The sequence below is a fragment of the Pseudomonas sp. GT1P32 genome (genome assembly GCF_054897805.1).
Genome location: NZ_CM142704.1, coordinates 5,479,813 through 5,495,205, shown reverse-complemented (window position 1 = coordinate 5,495,205; position 15,393 = coordinate 5,479,813). Strand labels below are relative to the sequence as shown.

The following is a 15,393-nucleotide window of genomic DNA, read 5'->3' as shown; positions in this document are numbered from 1 at the left end:
CGGTCTCCCAAGTGACTTGTGCGTATAATCGCCGGTCTATTTGCAGGGCTATTTTTGTCTGGCTAACTTTTCAGACCGTGCCCCGTTGGTTTTCGATCAAAACCTTTACTTACCCTAGCCGTTTCTAACAAGAGAGCATGATGGGCGAATTCGATGCCATCCGACCTTACGACGACAGCGAAGTCCCAGCGGTGCTGGCACGCTTGCTCGGCGACAAGGCGTTTCTAGATATCCTCACCCACTTCCGCTTCCCGCGTTTTGCCGGTGCCTTCGGCTGGATGCTCAAACCTCTTATAGCTCATCGGCTGCGCCGTGAGTTCGCCGGCATCGATTCGGTGGCCACGCTGCAGGACAAAGTCGAGTATTACGTCGACCACACCATCGAGCGCGCCACGGACGGTGTCACGTACACCGGCGTCGAGCAGTTCAAGTCCGGCAGCGCCTATTTGTTCATCGCCAACCACCGCGACATCGTCATGGACCCGGCCTTCGTCAACTATGCCGTGTACCACGCTGGCCTGCCGACGCCGCGCATCGCGATTGGCGACAACCTGCTGCAAAAGCCCTTCGTCAGCGACCTGATGCGCCTGAACAAGAGCTTCATCGTGCACCGTTCGATCACCGGTCGCCGCGAAAAAATGGCGGCTTATCAGCTGTTGTCGGCGTACATCAACCACTCGATCCGCAACGATTGCGCCTCCATCTGGATCGCGCAGGCCGAAGGCCGGGCCAAGGACGGCGACGACCGCACCGAGTCGGCGATCCTCAAGATGTTCCACATGAGCCGAAAAGACGAGCCGTTCGGCGAAGTCATCCGTTCGCTGAACGTCACCCCGGTGTCGATCAGCTACGAATATGACCCGTGCGACCAGGCCAAGGCCCGCGAACTCTACATCCGCGCCACCACCGGCAGCTACACCAAAGTGCCGGGCGAGGACGATGTGAGCATCGCCAAGGGCATCACTGGCTACAAGGGCCGTGTCCACGTGAACTTCGCCGCGCCGATCACCGAACTGTTCGAAGACACCAAGCAATTGGCGATCGAGATGGACAAGCAGATTCTCGGCGGCTACCGCTTGTTCCCGGTGCATTACCTGGCTTACGCGCAGTGGAAGGATGCCGACCCGCAGTTGCAGGTGCCGAAAGCGTCTGATGTGTTTGCTGCCGACGAACTGGCGAAAGCCCAGGAAGAATGGCAACAGCGCCTGGACGCCTGCCCGGAAGAACATCGTCCGTTCCTGGTGCTGCAATACGCCACGCCGGTGCGTAATCAGTACCGTGTGAAGGCCGGGTTGCCGCTGTAAAACTGTGGGAGCGGGCTTGCTCGCGAAAGCGGAGTGTCAGCTGCATTGATGTTAACTGACACGCCGCCTTCGCGAGCAAGCCCGCTCCCACAGGGGTTACGGTGTGCTCAGACCCGCGTGCTGATCCATGACACCAGCAGCGCCAACCCCAGGCAGGCGAAACCGAAGCGGTAGAAAAACCGGTTCATGCGCAAGGTCGCGCCATCCAGCATCAACATCGGCTCATCGATGCGACGGCTCTGGCTCTGCGCTTCGAGGCTGGCCAACGCGCGTTGTTCGCGACGACGCGTGGCGTGCAGCAGCCAGCTGCCCGGAAAGGCCAGCAGCAAGGCGAGCAGGTTGATCAATTTGGCGGGATGGGCGGTAAACAGCGTCATCAAATGCAGCGACATCACGAACCTCGGACAAAACAGGTGTGGCGGAAGCCAGATCGACGGCCGCGGCGCGGATTCTACCGAAAGCCGTCCCTCCTGCCCGCCGCTATACGATAAAAAACTCACCATTTGGCAGATTCCTGCCCTGCGTCACGGCTTCGTCATCTGAATGCGCCAATCTCTCGGCCCACCGAAACCGACACGGATACCGTCATGCTGCACGCTGAAAACCAGGATCGCCTCTACCTCATTGCTCAAAGCGACGAACAACAAACCCTGGTCGGCAGCCTTGCCTTCAACGTTCAGGATCGTCATTGGCTGGTGTATTGCGCGCTGGGCGGGCATCAACATGCGGATCTGCCGGAGGCGGATTTGCTGACAGGGGTGAGTGTGCTGGAGTTTTACTCGCAAGCCGCCTGACACCGCAACCCCCTTGTAGGAGCGAGTGGTGCGGCAGTCCGACTTGCCCGCGAAGGCGGTGTGTCAGGCGACATCAATGTTGAATGAAAGGTCGTCTTCGCGGGCAAGCCTCGCTCCTACAAAGTGGCGGCGCAGGCACAAAAAAGCCCGGGGCCAACAATGGCACCGGGCTTTTTGATTTCAGCGAAAATTTACTCGCCGAGAATCTGACCCACGGTCGGGTCCTTGAACAGACGCGTCAACGCATCGCTCAACACATCGCTGACCAGCTTGGTGTTGGTTTCCTGGTTCGGTGCCATGCCGAAACGCTGATCCAGGGATGCACCGTAACGACCGCTGTAGCGGCGGTTGCCGCTCTGCACGTCGGAGCGGAAGGTCGCGCCGATGGTGGCTTCGGTCACGTACATGCCTTCTTTCGGCGACTGGTATTTCAGTTCAGTCAAGGTCACGGTCAGTTGTGGAGCGTTCATCGCACCGTTGGACGGGGTGAAGCCCAGCAGACGCACGGCCGCTTCGGCCTGGGCCTGCAACTTCGGCAGAATCTGCGCGCCCTGCACCGTGATCGCGCTGGTCTCCGGATACAGACCGCCACGGGTGCCCAGGGTTGGCGACGGACGACCGTCCACCACACGCACCACGACTGGCTGGCCATGGCCGACCGGTGCCAGCTGAGTGGTCAGCTTCGGCTCCGGACTCAGTTGTTGCGGGCTGTGGGCGCAGCCGACCAGGGTCAAACTGGTCACAGTGATCAAACCGAACAACAAGCGTTGCAACATGCTCTTCTCTCCAGAATCAGGCACAAACAGGCCGGCAGTATAGCGGTGCGCCACTGCGGGTAACTAGCATCATGCAACGAATACCGGAATCTCAGACAAACCCTGTGGACCGCGGTTCCTGTCACACATCGTTCACCCTCCTTTCACCTGCGCGTCACGACTTACTGACAACGTATGCGGTAAATCCCACGAGGAATTCCCCATGCGCCTTCTCGTCTCCCTGTTCACACCGCGCCCGCTGCATCGCTGCTTCGCCCTGCTCGACCGCAACGGCCATTGCCAGGCATTCAAGCAGTGCAGCCTCCAGCCGATGGGCGATGGCTGGGTCGAAATCGAAGAAATCCGCCTCAACTGGCTGCACCATCCCCTGCCCGCCAGCGCCCATGTCAACCAGCGCCAACCCCGCGCTCGCGCTCAACAACTGCTGGCGACCTGACCAGACGCCTAATAAAAGTCATTAAACACGTCCATTTCCCCGCGTTTCTTAGATACAATCTCCCCCCGATTATAAGGACGTCTCCTGATCGGGCCTCGCAGCAATCGTCAATGCTTCGGTATTGGCACCCCGCACCGCCCACAGAGAGCCGCCCACACAGATCGAGTGAAGCTGGCGCGCTTGCTGTTCCTTGAGCAAAAACCCCACTTTTCGCGAATCTGCAGAGCTGTCATTACGCTCGGTCACTGAGCTGTTTGCCCGTTTTGCCTGTCATGTATTCCATGGCGGCGATCCATCCGGGCACGGTGCCAGGCTGGGACAGCCCTTTTTTGAGGTTCACGTCTTCAAAAGAGCGTGAAAAAAACGGGTTTTCACAACTTCACAAGAGTGTGGCGAGCAAATGAATAGTTTTGCGTCTGAACATGCACCATTAGCGTCTGAAACAGCCCAACGACACAGGACCGAGTATTCCTCGAACACCGGAGCCTGAAGCCTGTCCGCTACGGATTTGGTTGCACAAACGGATGTCTCGACCATAAGTCGAATTGCCAGTCGCGCGTTGAAATGAGTTCATAGACCTCATAAACCCGGCCGGTAGCGTCCGTCGAAGTTGCGATAAATTGCGAAGATTCGGACATGGCGACACTGCCATGGGTACCAGGGGCATCACTGACTCGCCCCGGAACGCCTGGCAGCCATGCCGACAATTTGGTGCTGCAGATTTTGGAGACGCGTTAAATGGCGCATAACGAAGCAGTCGACGTAGTACTGGTTGGGGCCGGCATCATGAGTGCCACCCTCGCTGTACTGCTCAAAGAGCTCGACCCCGCGATCAAGCTGGAAGTCGTCGAGCTGATGGATTCCGGTGCCGCGGAGAGTTCCAACCCGTGGAACAACGCCGGTACCGGTCACGCCGGGCTGTGTGAGCTCAATTACACGCCGCAGGCCGCCGACGGCACCGTCGACATCAAGAAAGCCGTGCACATCAACACTCAGTTTGAAGTGTCGAAGCAGTTCTGGTCCTACCTGACCAAAAAAGGCACCTTCGGCTCGTGCAAGACCTTCATCAGCCCGGTGCCACACCTGAGCTTCGTCCAGGGCGACAGCGGCGTGTCCTTCCTCAAGGAACGCTTCAAGGTGCTGAGCAAGCACCACGCCTTCGCGGACATGGAATACACCGAAGACAAGGCAAAAATGGCCGACTGGATGCCATTGATGATGCCGGGGCGTGACGCTGGCGAAACCCTTGCCGCCACCCGTGTGATCAATGGCACCGACGTCAACTTCGGCGCGCTGACCAACCAGTTGCTCAAGCACCTGACCAGCGCACCCGATGCCCAGGTCAAGTACTGCAAGCGCGTGACCGGCCTGAAGCGCAACAACGGCGGCTGGACCGTCAGCATCAAGGACGTCAACAGCGGCAACAGCCGTGAAGTCGACGCCAAATTCGTGTTCCTCGGCGCGGGTGGCGCGGCATTGCCGCTGTTGCAGGCCTCGGGCATCGAAGAAAGCAAAGGCTTCGGCGGCTTCCCGATCAGCGGCCAGTGGCTGCGTTGCGACAACCCGGAAGTGGTCAAGCATCACCAGGCCAAGGTGTACAGCCAGGCTGCCGTGGGTTCGCCACCGATGTCGGTGCCGCACCTGGACACTCGCGTGGTCGATGGCAAGAAGTCCCTGCTGTTCGGACCTTACGCCGGTTTCACCACCAAGTTCCTCAAGCACGGCTCCTTCATGGATCTGCCGATGTCGGTTCGCGCTGGCAACATCGGCCCGATGCTGGCCGTGGCGAAAAACAACATGGACCTGACCAAGTACCTGGTCAGCGAAGTGATGCAGTCGATGGAGCAGCGTCTGGACTCCCTGCGTCGCTTCTACCCTGAAGCAAAAGCCGAAGACTGGCGCCTGGAAGTGGCCGGCCAACGGGTGCAGATCATCAAGAAAGACCCGAAAAAGGGCGGCGTTCTGCAGTTCGGTACCGAACTGGTCGCGGCCAAGGACGGTTCCCTTGCTGCCCTGCTGGGTGCTTCGCCAGGCGCGTCGGTGACCGTTTCGATCATGCTGGAACTGATCGAAAAATGCTTCCCGGCCCAAGCGTCCGGCGAGTGGGCAGCCAAACTGGCGGAAATCTTCCCGGCCCGGGAAAAGGTTCTGGAAACCGATGCTGCGCTGTATCGCAAGATCAACGCGCAGAACAACATCGCGCTGGAACTGGTTGAAGAAAGCAGCGAGACACCAAGCTTCGCTTGATCGTCGCGCATAAAAAACGCCCCGTTCTCATTGAGAGCGGGGCGTTTTTTTATGCCTGTTTCATGGTAAATCTGATTTTGTAGGAGCCGGCTTGCCGGCGATGGCGGTAGCTCTGACACACCGCGTTGCGCCCATCGCCAGCAAGCTGGCTCCTACAAGAACAGGGATTTCTTCAGCCGCGGGCCTTTTCGATCAGTTCGATGTAGTCCGGGGCGTTGCGCTGATCCTTGATCAGGGCAACGAAGTCATTGCCGTGCTCGTCCTTGCCGTCCAGATCAAAACCGGCCTCGACGAAGAACGTCAGAAAACGCTCGAAGTCGTCGATACGCAGGCCACGGTAAGCCTTGATCAGTTTGTGCAGGGACGGCGAAGTGGCGTCGACCGGTTCGAAATCGAGAAACAACTTGATCTGCTCGTCGCCGATCTCGTCACCAATCACTTGTTTCTTATCTTTACGCATTGCCGACTCCAGCTCGCAGACATTTCACGGGGCGGGCAGTTTACCCCTCAGTGGCCGCCGGGCTCAACGCGGACGAACGGCCCCGGTGTGCAGATCGGCCCAGACATGACCGTTGGCGTAGCTGAGGAACTGGCAATACACCGTGTCATTGCGCAGCAAGTCGATCACCACGCGGTATTGCGCCATCGGGTAAAACAGCGTCAGGGTTTTGTTCTTTTCGTCGTAGATCGGCTTTTTCAGGCTTTTGCTTTCGCCATCGAAGTTGACCAGCACCTGATTGATGGTCGCGCCCTTGTTCAAGGATTTGCCCTTGAGGCGGATCATCAGCGGAGACGTTACCGGGATCGGTTGCTGGGTGGACTGCCGTTGGCTGCCGACCACCACCGAATACTCGGTGACCTGCAGCAATTGTTGCTGCTCCGGTTCGGCATCACGCAGAGTCAGGTCGTCAGGCGGCAGAAACTGCCCGTGCATCAGCGCCGGCGCGGCGGCCAGCGGCAGGCTGAGGGTCAGCAACAGGGCGGCGCAGCTGCGGATCAAAAGGCTCATGACGGGCTCCGAAAGGCGGGGCCGGGCACTTTATCACGGCTGCACACCGTCCCTGTAGGAGCGTGGCTTGCCCGCGAAGGCGGTGTGTCAGTCCCTTGGTTTTCGACTGACACACCGCCTTCGCGGGCAAGCCTCGCTCCTACAAGGGTCGGGTATCAATCGAACTGTGCGCGCATCCAGGCCTGATACTCGGCCACGCCCGGCTCGCCTTCGCGTGGTGCCCAGTGAGCAAGTTCACCGTCACCGACAGGGCGATAAGGACCGGCCTTGCACTCGAACATCAGGCTGTCGGCTTCCAGCACCACCAGGCCATGGAACACACCGGTTGGCAGGTCCACGCCGACGCAGTCGCCACCGGCCTGCAGGACTTGCTTGCGCACCACCGCGCCGGACTCGTCGAAGATCAACACACCCAGCCGTCCCTTGAGGACCAGCAAGGTTTCAGCCTTGTTCTCCCCCAGATGCCGATGAGGCGGGATGTACGTGGCCGGCTGCAAACCCACCGCCATGCGATGGCAAGCGTCTTCCATCTGATGAAAGTTGTGGTGCTGGCGTCCACGCGGATTGGCCGCTGCTTTCTCGGCCAACTCAGTGAACAGGGTTCGATCAAGAAAGCTCGGCGCGGCCATGTGCTTACATCCCTTTAACGGCAAAAATCCCGTTGGCGTTACGCCAGTAACCTTTGTAGTCCATGCCGTAACCGAAGATGTAACGGTCGATGCACGGCAAACCGACGAAATCGGCTTTCAGGTCCGGACGAGCCTTGCGGTCGTGGTCCTTGTCGATCAGCACGGCGGTGTGCACTTTGCGCGCGCCGGCGTGTTTGCAGAAGTCGATGATCGCGCCCAGGGTGTGACCTTCATCGAGGATGTCGTCGATGATCAGCACGTCACGGTCGATAAACGACACTTCAGGCTTGGCTTTCCAGAACAGGTCGCCGCCGCTGGTTTCGTTGCGATAACGGGTGGCGTGCAGGTAGGACGCTTCCAGCGGGAATTGCAGATGGGTGAGCAGCTTGCCGGCGAAAATCAGGCCGCCGTTCATCACACAGAACACCACCGGGTTAGTGTCAGCCATTTGTTCGTTGATATGTGCACCAACGCGGGCGATGGCCGCCTCGACTTCAGCTTCGGTGTACAGGCAGTCAGCCTCTCGCATGATTTGACGGATATGCTCGAGATCAGCGGACATGGCGCTCTCCAAGGGGTGGCATTCAGGAAAAGCGGGCAAAGGTACGCATCCCGCACGGCCAGATCAAGCGTTTGTGGACTAACGTACTCTATTGTCTATAGGACAACACCCTCGGATAGATTAATCTAGGCCGGTTTTTTTGCCCGCCGCCGGAGCCTTTCCCATGCCCATCCTCGAGATCCGCCATCCGCTGATCCGTCACAAACTCGGCCTGATGCGCCGCGCAGACATCAGCACCAAGAATTTCCGCGAGCTCGCTCAGGAAGTCGGTGCTCTTTTGACCTATGAAGCCACCAAAGACCTGCCGCTGGAATCCTACGACATCGAAGGCTGGTGCGGCACCGTGTCGGTCGAGAAAATCGCCGGCAAGAAAATTACCGTGGTGCCGATCCTGCGCGCCGGTATCGGCATGCTCGAAGGCGTGCTGAGCCTGATCCCGGGCGCCAAAGTCAGCGCCGTGGGCGTGGCCCGCAACGAACAGACGCTGCAAGCCCACACTTATCTGGAAAAACTGGTTCCGGAAATCAACGAACGCCTGGCAATGATCATCGACCCGATGCTCGCCACCGGCAGTTCCATGGTTGCCACCATCGACCTGTTGAAAAAAGCCGGTTGCCGCGACATCCGCGCCATGGTGCTGGTCGCCGCGCCGGAAGGCATCGCCGCAGTGGAGAAGGCTCACCCGGACGTGACCATCTACACCGCTTCCATTGACGAGAAACTCAACGAACACGGTTACATCATCCCGGGCCTGGGCGATGCCGGTGACAAGATCTTCGGCACCAAGCAGAAGGACGCTTGAGCATGCAGCAAGAGTTCAACGATCCGCTCTGGCGCACGGTGCTGTCGGGTGCACAGATGCTGTTCGTGGCCTTTGGCGCGCTGGTATTGATGCCGCTGATTACCGGCCTCGACCCGAACGTGGCGCTGTTTACTGCCGGTTTGGGGACGATTCTGTTCCAGATCGTCACCGGGCGTCAGGTGCCGGTGTTCCTGGCGTCGAGCTTCGCCTTCATCACCCCGATCATTCTCGCCAAAGGCCAGTTCGGCCTCGCGGCGACCATGGGCGGCGTGATGGCGGCGGGTTTCGTCTACACCTTCCTCGGCCTCGCCGTGAAGATCAAAGGCACCGGTTTCATCGACCGCTTGCTGCCACCGGTGGTGATTGGTCCGGTGATCATCTCCATCGGCCTGGCCATGGCACCGATCGCCGCCAACATGGCGATGGGCAAGGCTGGCGACGGTAGCGAGCTGATTCATTACCAGACAGCCATGCTGATCTCGATGCCCGCGCTGCTGACCACGCTGATCGTTGCGGTGTTCGGCAAAGGCATTTTCCGCCTGGTACCGATCATCTCCGGCGTGTTGGTCGGTTTTGCGATGGCGTTCTATTTCGGCGTGGTTGATACCGCGAAGATTGCCGCTGCACCGTGGTTCGCGATCCCGAACTTCACTGCGCCGGAATTCAACTGGCAGGCGATTCTGTTCATCGTTCCGGTGGCATTGGCCCCGGCCATCGAGCACATCGGCGGCGTGATCGCCGTGGGCAGCGTGACCGGTCGCGACTACTTGAAGAAGCCAGGCCTGCACCGCACGCTGCTCGGCGACGGCATTGCCACCACCGCAGCCGGCCTGTTCGGCGGCCCGCCCAACACCACGTACGCCGAAGTGACCGGCGCGGTGATGCTGACCAAGAACTACAACCCGAAAATCATGACCTGGGCGGCGATCTTCGCCATCAGCCTGGCGTTCATCGGCAAGTTCGGCGCGTTGCTGCAAAGCATTCCGGTGCCGGTGATGGGCGGGATTCTGTGCCTGTTGTTCGGTTCGATTGCGGCGGTGGGGATGAACACGCTGATTCGCCACAAGATCGACCTGGGCGAGGCGCGCAACCTGGTGATTGTGTCCGTAACGCTGGTGTTCGGGATTGGCGGCGTGCTGGTCGGCACCGGCACCGGCCCGGACGACTTCGGCCTCAAAGGCATCGCGCTGTGCGCGGTGGTGGCGATTGCGCTGAACCTGTTGCTGCCGGGGAATGACAGCTGGAAGCACAAGAAGGCGGATGAGCCGTTGTTGTAAACCAGCCTTTAGATCGCCTTCGCGGGCAAGCCTCGCTCCTACAGGTTTTGAGTCGTTCCACGATGATGGGATCGACTCAAAACCTGTAGGAGCGAGGCTTGCCCGCGAAGCTTTTAGAGCGCCAGCGGCGCTCGCTCGCACAAGGCGTTCAACGCCTTCGCCCACTGCGGATCATCGTTGAGACACGGCACCAGCACCAACTCCTCCCCTCCCGCTTCGCGGAACTGTTCTTTCCCGCGATCACCAATCTCTTCCAGCGTCTCGATGCAATCGGCAACGAACGCCGGGCACATCACCAGCACCTTCCTCACGCCCATTCCCGCCAACTCATCAAGACGCGCTTCGGTGTAGGGTTCGATCCATTTCGCCCGCCCCAGCCGCGACTGAAACGACACCGACCATTTGCCGTCCGGCAGGCCCATGCGCTTGGCAAATTCCTTTGCGGTGCGCAGGCACTGACCGCGATAACAGGTCGCGACGACTTCCGGCGGCGCACCGGCGCAGCAATCGCCGCCACCTTCGAAACTGTGCCCCGGGTTGAGCTTCTTCAGATGCCGCTCCGGCAAGCCATGGAAGCTCAGCAACAGATGATCGAAATCCTGCTCCAGATGCGGCTTGGCGCTGGCCACCAGGGCATCGATATATTCCGGCTGATCGTAGAACGGCTCGAGTATCGAGAACTGCACGTCGAGTTTGTGCTCGCGCACCACCCGTTTGGCTTCCTCGATCACCGTGGTCACGGTGCTGTCGGCGAACTGCGGATAAAGCGGCGCGAGGGTAATTCGCTTGTGGCCCTGGGCGACGAGTTGCAGCAGTTTCGACTCAATCGACGGCTCGCCATAACGCATCGCCAGTTCCACTGGCCCGTGGCTCCACTGCGCACTCATGGCCTGTTGCAAGCGGCGGCTGAGCACCACGAGTGGCGAGCCCTCCTCCCACCAGATCGAGGCGTAGGCGTGGGCCGACTGCTCCGGGCGTCTGATCAGAATCAGCGAGACGAGCAAACGGCGCACCGGCCATGGCAGGTCGATCACATACGGGTCCATCAGAAATTGATTGAGGTAGCTGCGCACATCCGCCACCGAGGTGGAGGCAGGTGAACCCAGGTTGACCAGAAGCAACGCGTGATCGGTCATGCAACGTCCTATTTCAGAGGCGGCTGGACAAGTCGTCCAGAGCCGCACGCAGGTCAGTGAACTGGAAGGTGAAACCCGCTTCCAGCAAGCGCGCCGGAACAGCCTTCTGGCCGCCCAGCAACAGCAATGACAACTCCCCCAGGCCCACCTTCAACGCCAGGGCCGGCATGGGCATGAACGCCGGGCGATGCAGCACGCTGCCCAGCGTCTTGGCAAATTCGCGATTGCGCACCGGTTTGGGCGCGCAGGCATTATAAGGACCGCTGGCGTTTTTCTGATGCAGAAGAAAATCAATCAGGGCGATTTGATCCTTGATATGGATCCACGACATCCACTGCCGACCAGTGCCCAAAGGCCCGCCCAGCCCCAGTTTGAACGGCAGCAACAGCCGCGACAAAAAGCCGCCCTCGGCCGACAGCACCAAGCCGGTGCGAACGAAGATCACGCGAATGCCCAAGGCTTCGGCACGTTGGGCGGTTTCCTCCCAGGCAATGCACAACTGACTGGCAAAATCATCGATCACCGGAGGGGAATGTTCAGTCAACTCCCGCTCGCCGCCGTCGCCATACCAGCCAATGGCAGAACCCGAAATCAACACCTGCGGTTTCTGTTCACGGTTTTCGAGCCACGCCAGCAAGGTTTCCGTCAGGGTGATGCGGCTGCTCCACAGCAAGGCTTTACGTCGATGGGTCCAGAGCCGGTCGGCAATCGGCGCCCCCGCGAGGTTGATAATCGCATCCACCGATTCCTGACCGAGGTCCTCAAGTCGGGCCACCGCGCGCACCTGAGCGCCACAGACTTTCGCGACTTTGGCCGGTGTCCGGCTCCAGACGGTCAGACGATGTCCCTGACTCAACCAGTGGTGGCAAAGCTGACGTCCTATCAAACCAGTACCGCCGGTCAGCAATATGTGCATGACTTCTTCCTCGCGTGGCGTTTTACCCTGATCACTAGTCTATTTTTATAAGCAGGGATCTTTGATATCGGGCAGGGTCTGTGTTTAACAATAGGCCAAGCTGTCAGAACGAGAACGCTAAAAGTTATACCGAAAAACAATATTGTACAGGTTTCAACCACGGCGTAGTCTGTACAGAAAGGTAAACGAGGCCCCTATGACTGTACCTATCGCAATCATCGGCACCGGCATTGCCGGACTCTCAGCCGCCCAGGCCCTCACGGACGCAGGGCATGTCGTTCAACTTTTCGATAAAAGCCGCGGCAGTGGCGGGCGCATGTCGAGCAAGCGCAGCGATGCGGGTGCGCTGGACATGGGCGCGCAATATTTCACTGCGCGTGATCGCCGCTTTGTCACTGAAGTCCAGCGTTGGCAAACCAAAGGCTGGGTCGCCGAATGGACACCGCAGCTCTACACCTTCCACGGCGGCCAGCTCAATCTGTCGCCGGACGAGCAGACACGCTGGGTCGGCACGCCACGCATGAGCGCCATCACCCGTGGCCTGATTGGCGATCTGGAAGTGCATTTTGCCTGCCGCATTACCGAGGTCTATCGCGGTGAAGAACACTGGCATCTGCAGGATGCCGAAGGTTTCACTCATGGCCCGTTCAGTCACGTGGTCGTCGCCACGCCGGCACCGCAAGCGACCGCCCTGCTGGCCTCCGCACCGAAACTCGCGGGTGCCGCCGCCGGGGTCAAAATGGACCCGACCTGGGCCGTTGCACTGGCCTTCGATACTCCGCTGGATACGCCCATGGAAGGCTGCTTCGTGCAGGACAGCCCACTTGACTGGCTGGCGCGAAACCGCAGCAAACCGGGGCGCGACAACACCAAGGACACCTGGGTATTGCACGCGACCAGCACCTGGAGCCGGCAACATATCGACCTGTCCAAGGAAGCCGTGATCGAGCAATTGCACGGCGCGTTCGCCGAACTGCTCCACAGCGCAATGCCTGCACCGAGCTTCAGCCTCGCGCATCGCTGGCTCTACGCCCGCCCCGCCAGCAGCCATGAATGGGGCACGCTGGCCGATGCCGATCTGGGTCTTTACGCGTGTGGCGACTGGTGCCTGTCCGGTCGTGTCGAAGGTGCCTGGCTCAGCGGTCAGGAAGCCGCCCGCCGCCTGCACGAACACCTGCAGTGAACCGCATCAACCCGAGCAAATTGCTGCTGTCGAAATGGACAGCAGCCCTCCCGCAAAACCGCGAAAAACATTTTCTGGTCATCGAGCTGTTCCGCGACGAGGAAGGCACGGTGCTGGACGTCGAATTGCAGGCGGTGCTGACCAAGCGCAATCAACGCCTCACGTGGCAAACCCTGAAAAACAGCAACGCCTGGATGCAGGGCTGGAACTAGATCCTGTAGGAGCCGGCTTGCTGGCGATTCAGGCCCTGCGGTTTAGCAGGTAAACCGCGTCATCGTTCATCGCCGGCAAGCCGGCTCCTACAACACGCCAAATACTTATACAAACAATTTGACTTGTACACCTTTGAATCTATGATGAAACATATGTTGTACAGAAATTAATTCCTGTACAGGTTTGGATTCGAGGTGCTCCGATGCTCCACGCCAGCGCGAAACCGAAAATCGCCATCAGCGCCTGCCTGATGGGCGCCGAGGTGCGTTTCAATGGCGGGCACAAGGAATCGCGGCTGTGCAGCCGCACCCTCACCGAGTATTTCGATTTCGTCCCGGTGTGCCCGGAAGTCGCCATCGGCCTGGGCATTCCTCGCCAGCCCATTCGACTGGTCGGCGACGCTGAACGCCCCGAAGCCATCGGCACTGTTCACCCCGAACTGAATGTCACCCGGCCGCTGGCCGATTACGCCCGGCAGATGGCCGCCGAGCTGGACGATATCTGCGGCTACATCTTCATGCAGAAGTCGCCGTCGTGCGGACTGGATCGGGTCAAGGTCTACCACGCCAACGGTGCACCGGTAGACGGCGGTGGCCGTGGCATCTATGCCCAGGCTTTCTGTGCGCTGCACCCGGACCTGCCGGTGGAAGAAGACGGCCGGCTCAACGACCCGGTGCTGCGGGAAAACTTTCTCACCCGCGTGTTCGCCTACAGTGCCTGGCAACAGTTGCTGCAAGCAGGCCTGACTCGTCGCGGATTGACGGAATTTCACTCGCGCTACAAATACCTGCTGATGGCCCACAACCCGGTGCAATACAAAACCCTGGGCAATCTGCTGGGCAACATGGGCCAGATCGACCCGAAAGAACTCGGCCCACGCTATTTCAGCGAACTGATGGCGGCTTTGAAGAAGTGCGCCACGCGCCGCACCCACACCAACGTTCTGCAACACATCAGTGGTTACCTCAAGCAGGTCATCAGCGCTGATGACAAACAGGAAGTGCAACACGTCATCGGCCAGTACCGCCACGGCATCGTGCCGTTGGTGGTACCGCTGACGCTGCTCAAACATCACTTTCGCCAACACCCGGATCCGTACATTGCGCAACAGGTTTACCTGCAACCGCACCCGGAAAACCTCAGCCTGCGAAACGCGATCTGATGAAAACCCCACTCGACACCAGTGCCCGCGAAGACCTCGGCACCGACTTCGAAAAAGCCCTCGATGAAGGTTGGCTGCCGATTCGTGAAGTGGCCCGGCAGACCGGCGTCAACGCCGTCACCTTGCGCGCCTGGGAACGGCGTTACGGTTTGATCGTGCCGCAACGCACGCCCAAAGGGCATCGGCTGTTCAGCGCCGAACACGTGCAACGCATCCTGACAATCCTCACCTGGCTCAATCGCGGCGTGGCCGTCAGCCAGGTCAAGCAACTGCTCGACACCCCGCAAGCCTTTGGCGAAACGGTCGAAAATGATTGGCAGGTGCTGTGCAACACGCTGCTGCAAGCGGTCACTCAGCTCAACGAACGCACCCTCGATGACACCGTCAACCAGGCGATCGCGTTGTACCCGCCGCGGACCTTGTGTGAACAACTGCTGATGCCGTTGCTGGCCGAGCTTGAACAACGCTGGCAAGGCCAGTTTGGCGCGCAGATGGAGCGCGTGTTTTTTCATTCCTGGTTACGCAGCAAATTCGGCGCGCGCATCTACCATAACAACCGTCAGCTGCGCACCGCACCGCTGCTGTTGATCAATCACTCAGACCTGCCGCTGGAACCGCATCTGTGGCTCACAGCGTGGTTGATCAGCAGCGCCGATTGCCCGGTGGAAGTGTTCGACTGGCCGTTGCCGGCGGGCGAGCTCGCACTGGCGGTCGATCACCTGCAAGCCCGCGGCGTACTGCTGTATTCCAGCAAAGCCATGAACCTTGCGCAGCTGCCGAAACTTTTCAACGGTGTCAGTTGCCCAAAAATGATTGCCGGACCAACGGTATGCATCCACCACGCCGAGTTGTCCGTAAAAACCACAGAAATTGCTGAATTGTTCCTGGCCGAAGATCCGTTATCGGCGCATCAGGACCTGGTACAGCGCGGGCTTATTTAAATGAAT

General features: G+C 59.7%; 18 protein-coding genes. 10 read left to right on the top strand and 8 right to left on the bottom strand.

Annotated elements, in window-relative coordinates:
• Positions 1-140: 140 nt before the first annotated feature.
• Entirely contained in the window at positions 141-1,304 is a 1,164-nt protein-coding gene (locus tag ACYZUC_RS25250) for a 1-acyl-sn-glycerol-3-phosphate acyltransferase (protein WP_223481293.1), read from the top strand.
• A 107-nt stretch (positions 1,305-1,411) separates the two neighbouring features.
• Here the strand turns inward: ACYZUC_RS25250 and ACYZUC_RS25245 are convergent, their stop codons facing one another.
• On the bottom strand, positions 1,412-1,696 hold the full coding sequence (locus ACYZUC_RS25245; RefSeq protein WP_008037240.1) for a hypothetical protein: 285 nt from the start codon (positions 1,694-1,696) through the stop codon (positions 1,412-1,414).
• 195 nt (positions 1,697-1,891) lie between these two features.
• On the opposite strand from ACYZUC_RS25245, the gene ACYZUC_RS25240 reads away from it, so the two are divergent.
• Positions 1,892-2,098 (top strand): hypothetical protein, encoded by a 207-nt coding sequence (locus ACYZUC_RS25240; protein ID WP_008025908.1) that lies wholly within the window; start codon positions 1,892-1,894, stop codon positions 2,096-2,098.
• 191 nt (positions 2,099-2,289) lie between these two features.
• On the opposite strand, the gene ACYZUC_RS25235 is transcribed toward ACYZUC_RS25240, so the two are convergent.
• Positions 2,290-2,874, bottom strand: a complete 585-nt coding sequence (locus tag ACYZUC_RS25235; RefSeq protein WP_461991108.1) for a YajG family lipoprotein — start codon at positions 2,872-2,874, stop codon at positions 2,290-2,292.
• A gap of 202 nt (positions 2,875-3,076) precedes the next feature.
• Between ACYZUC_RS25235 and ACYZUC_RS25230 the strand changes: the two genes are divergently transcribed.
• Together ACYZUC_RS25230 and mqo are read left to right on the top strand one after the other, a co-directional pair.
• On the top strand, positions 3,077-3,310 hold the full coding sequence (locus ACYZUC_RS25230) for a hypothetical protein (RefSeq protein ID WP_461991106.1): 234 nt from the start codon (positions 3,077-3,079) through the stop codon (positions 3,308-3,310).
• Between the two features lie 738 nt (positions 3,311-4,048).
• Positions 4,049-5,557: a malate dehydrogenase (quinone) gene (gene mqo / locus ACYZUC_RS25225; RefSeq protein WP_461991104.1), complete on the top strand. Its 1,509-nt coding sequence runs from the start codon at positions 4,049-4,051 to the stop codon at positions 5,555-5,557.
• A gap of 172 nt (positions 5,558-5,729) precedes the next feature.
• On the opposite strand, the gene ACYZUC_RS25220 is transcribed toward mqo, so the two are convergent.
• From ACYZUC_RS25220 to ACYZUC_RS25205, 4 genes are all read right to left on the bottom strand, one after another.
• Positions 5,730-6,017, bottom strand: coding sequence for a PA4642 family protein (locus ACYZUC_RS25220; protein ID WP_008037237.1), 288 nt, complete (start codon positions 6,015-6,017; stop codon positions 5,730-5,732).
• A 63-nt stretch (positions 6,018-6,080) separates the two neighbouring features.
• The gene (locus ACYZUC_RS25215; RefSeq protein WP_461991102.1) at positions 6,081-6,566 is read right to left on the bottom strand and encodes a hypothetical protein; all 486 of its coding nucleotides are present in this window, start codon (positions 6,564-6,566) and stop codon (positions 6,081-6,083) included.
• Positions 6,567-6,721: 155 nt separating this feature from the next.
• Positions 6,722-7,195: a WbuC family cupin fold metalloprotein gene (locus ACYZUC_RS25210; RefSeq protein ID WP_461991100.1), complete on the bottom strand. Its 474-nt coding sequence runs from the start codon at positions 7,193-7,195 to the stop codon at positions 6,722-6,724.
• A gap of 4 nt (positions 7,196-7,199) precedes the next feature.
• Complete coding sequence (locus ACYZUC_RS25205) at positions 7,200-7,757, bottom strand: hypoxanthine-guanine phosphoribosyltransferase (RefSeq protein ID WP_008025895.1); 558 nt, start codon at positions 7,755-7,757, stop codon at positions 7,200-7,202.
• A gap of 163 nt (positions 7,758-7,920) precedes the next feature.
• On the opposite strand from ACYZUC_RS25205, the gene upp reads away from it, so the two are divergent.
• Positions 7,921-8,559, top strand: coding sequence for a uracil phosphoribosyltransferase (gene upp / locus ACYZUC_RS25200; RefSeq protein WP_008025893.1), 639 nt, complete (start codon positions 7,921-7,923; stop codon positions 8,557-8,559).
• Between the two features lie 2 nt (positions 8,560-8,561).
• A complete protein-coding gene (locus ACYZUC_RS25195; protein ID WP_008025891.1) occupies positions 8,562-9,836 on the top strand; it encodes a uracil-xanthine permease family protein in 1,275 nt (424 codons plus the stop codon).
• Positions 9,837-9,949: 113 nt separating this feature from the next.
• Here the strand turns inward: ACYZUC_RS25195 and hemH are convergent, their stop codons facing one another.
• Together hemH and ACYZUC_RS25185 are read right to left on the bottom strand one after the other, a co-directional pair.
• Positions 9,950-10,972 (bottom strand): ferrochelatase, encoded by a 1,023-nt coding sequence (hemH, locus tag ACYZUC_RS25190; protein ID WP_461991097.1) that lies wholly within the window; start codon positions 10,970-10,972, stop codon positions 9,950-9,952.
• Positions 10,973-10,985: 13 nt separating this feature from the next.
• Entirely contained in the window at positions 10,986-11,888 is a 903-nt protein-coding gene (locus ACYZUC_RS25185; RefSeq protein WP_461991095.1) for a TIGR01777 family oxidoreductase, read from the bottom strand.
• A 196-nt stretch (positions 11,889-12,084) separates the two neighbouring features.
• Here ACYZUC_RS25185 and ACYZUC_RS25180 point away from each other — a divergent pair, with 196 nt between their 5' ends.
• From ACYZUC_RS25180 to ACYZUC_RS25165, 4 genes are all read left to right on the top strand, one after another.
• Positions 12,085-13,071, top strand: a complete 987-nt coding sequence (locus ACYZUC_RS25180) for an NAD(P)/FAD-dependent oxidoreductase (protein WP_461991093.1) — start codon at positions 12,085-12,087, stop codon at positions 13,069-13,071.
• Positions 13,068-13,283, top strand: coding sequence for a TIGR02450 family Trp-rich protein (locus ACYZUC_RS25175; protein ID WP_461991091.1), 216 nt, complete (start codon positions 13,068-13,070; stop codon positions 13,281-13,283). Before ACYZUC_RS25180 ends, ACYZUC_RS25175 begins: the two co-directional genes overlap by 4 nt.
• Before the next feature lie 203 nt (positions 13,284-13,486).
• A complete protein-coding gene (locus ACYZUC_RS25170; RefSeq protein WP_461991089.1) occupies positions 13,487-14,446 on the top strand; it encodes a YbgA family protein in 960 nt (319 codons plus the stop codon).
• Positions 14,446-15,387 carry a MerR family transcriptional regulator gene (locus ACYZUC_RS25165; RefSeq protein ID WP_461991088.1) on the top strand — a complete coding sequence of 314 codons (942 nt, stop codon included), beginning with the start codon at positions 14,446-14,448 and terminating at the stop codon, positions 15,385-15,387. Before ACYZUC_RS25170 ends, ACYZUC_RS25165 begins: the two co-directional genes overlap by 1 nt.
• Positions 15,388-15,393: the final 6 nt, after the last annotated feature.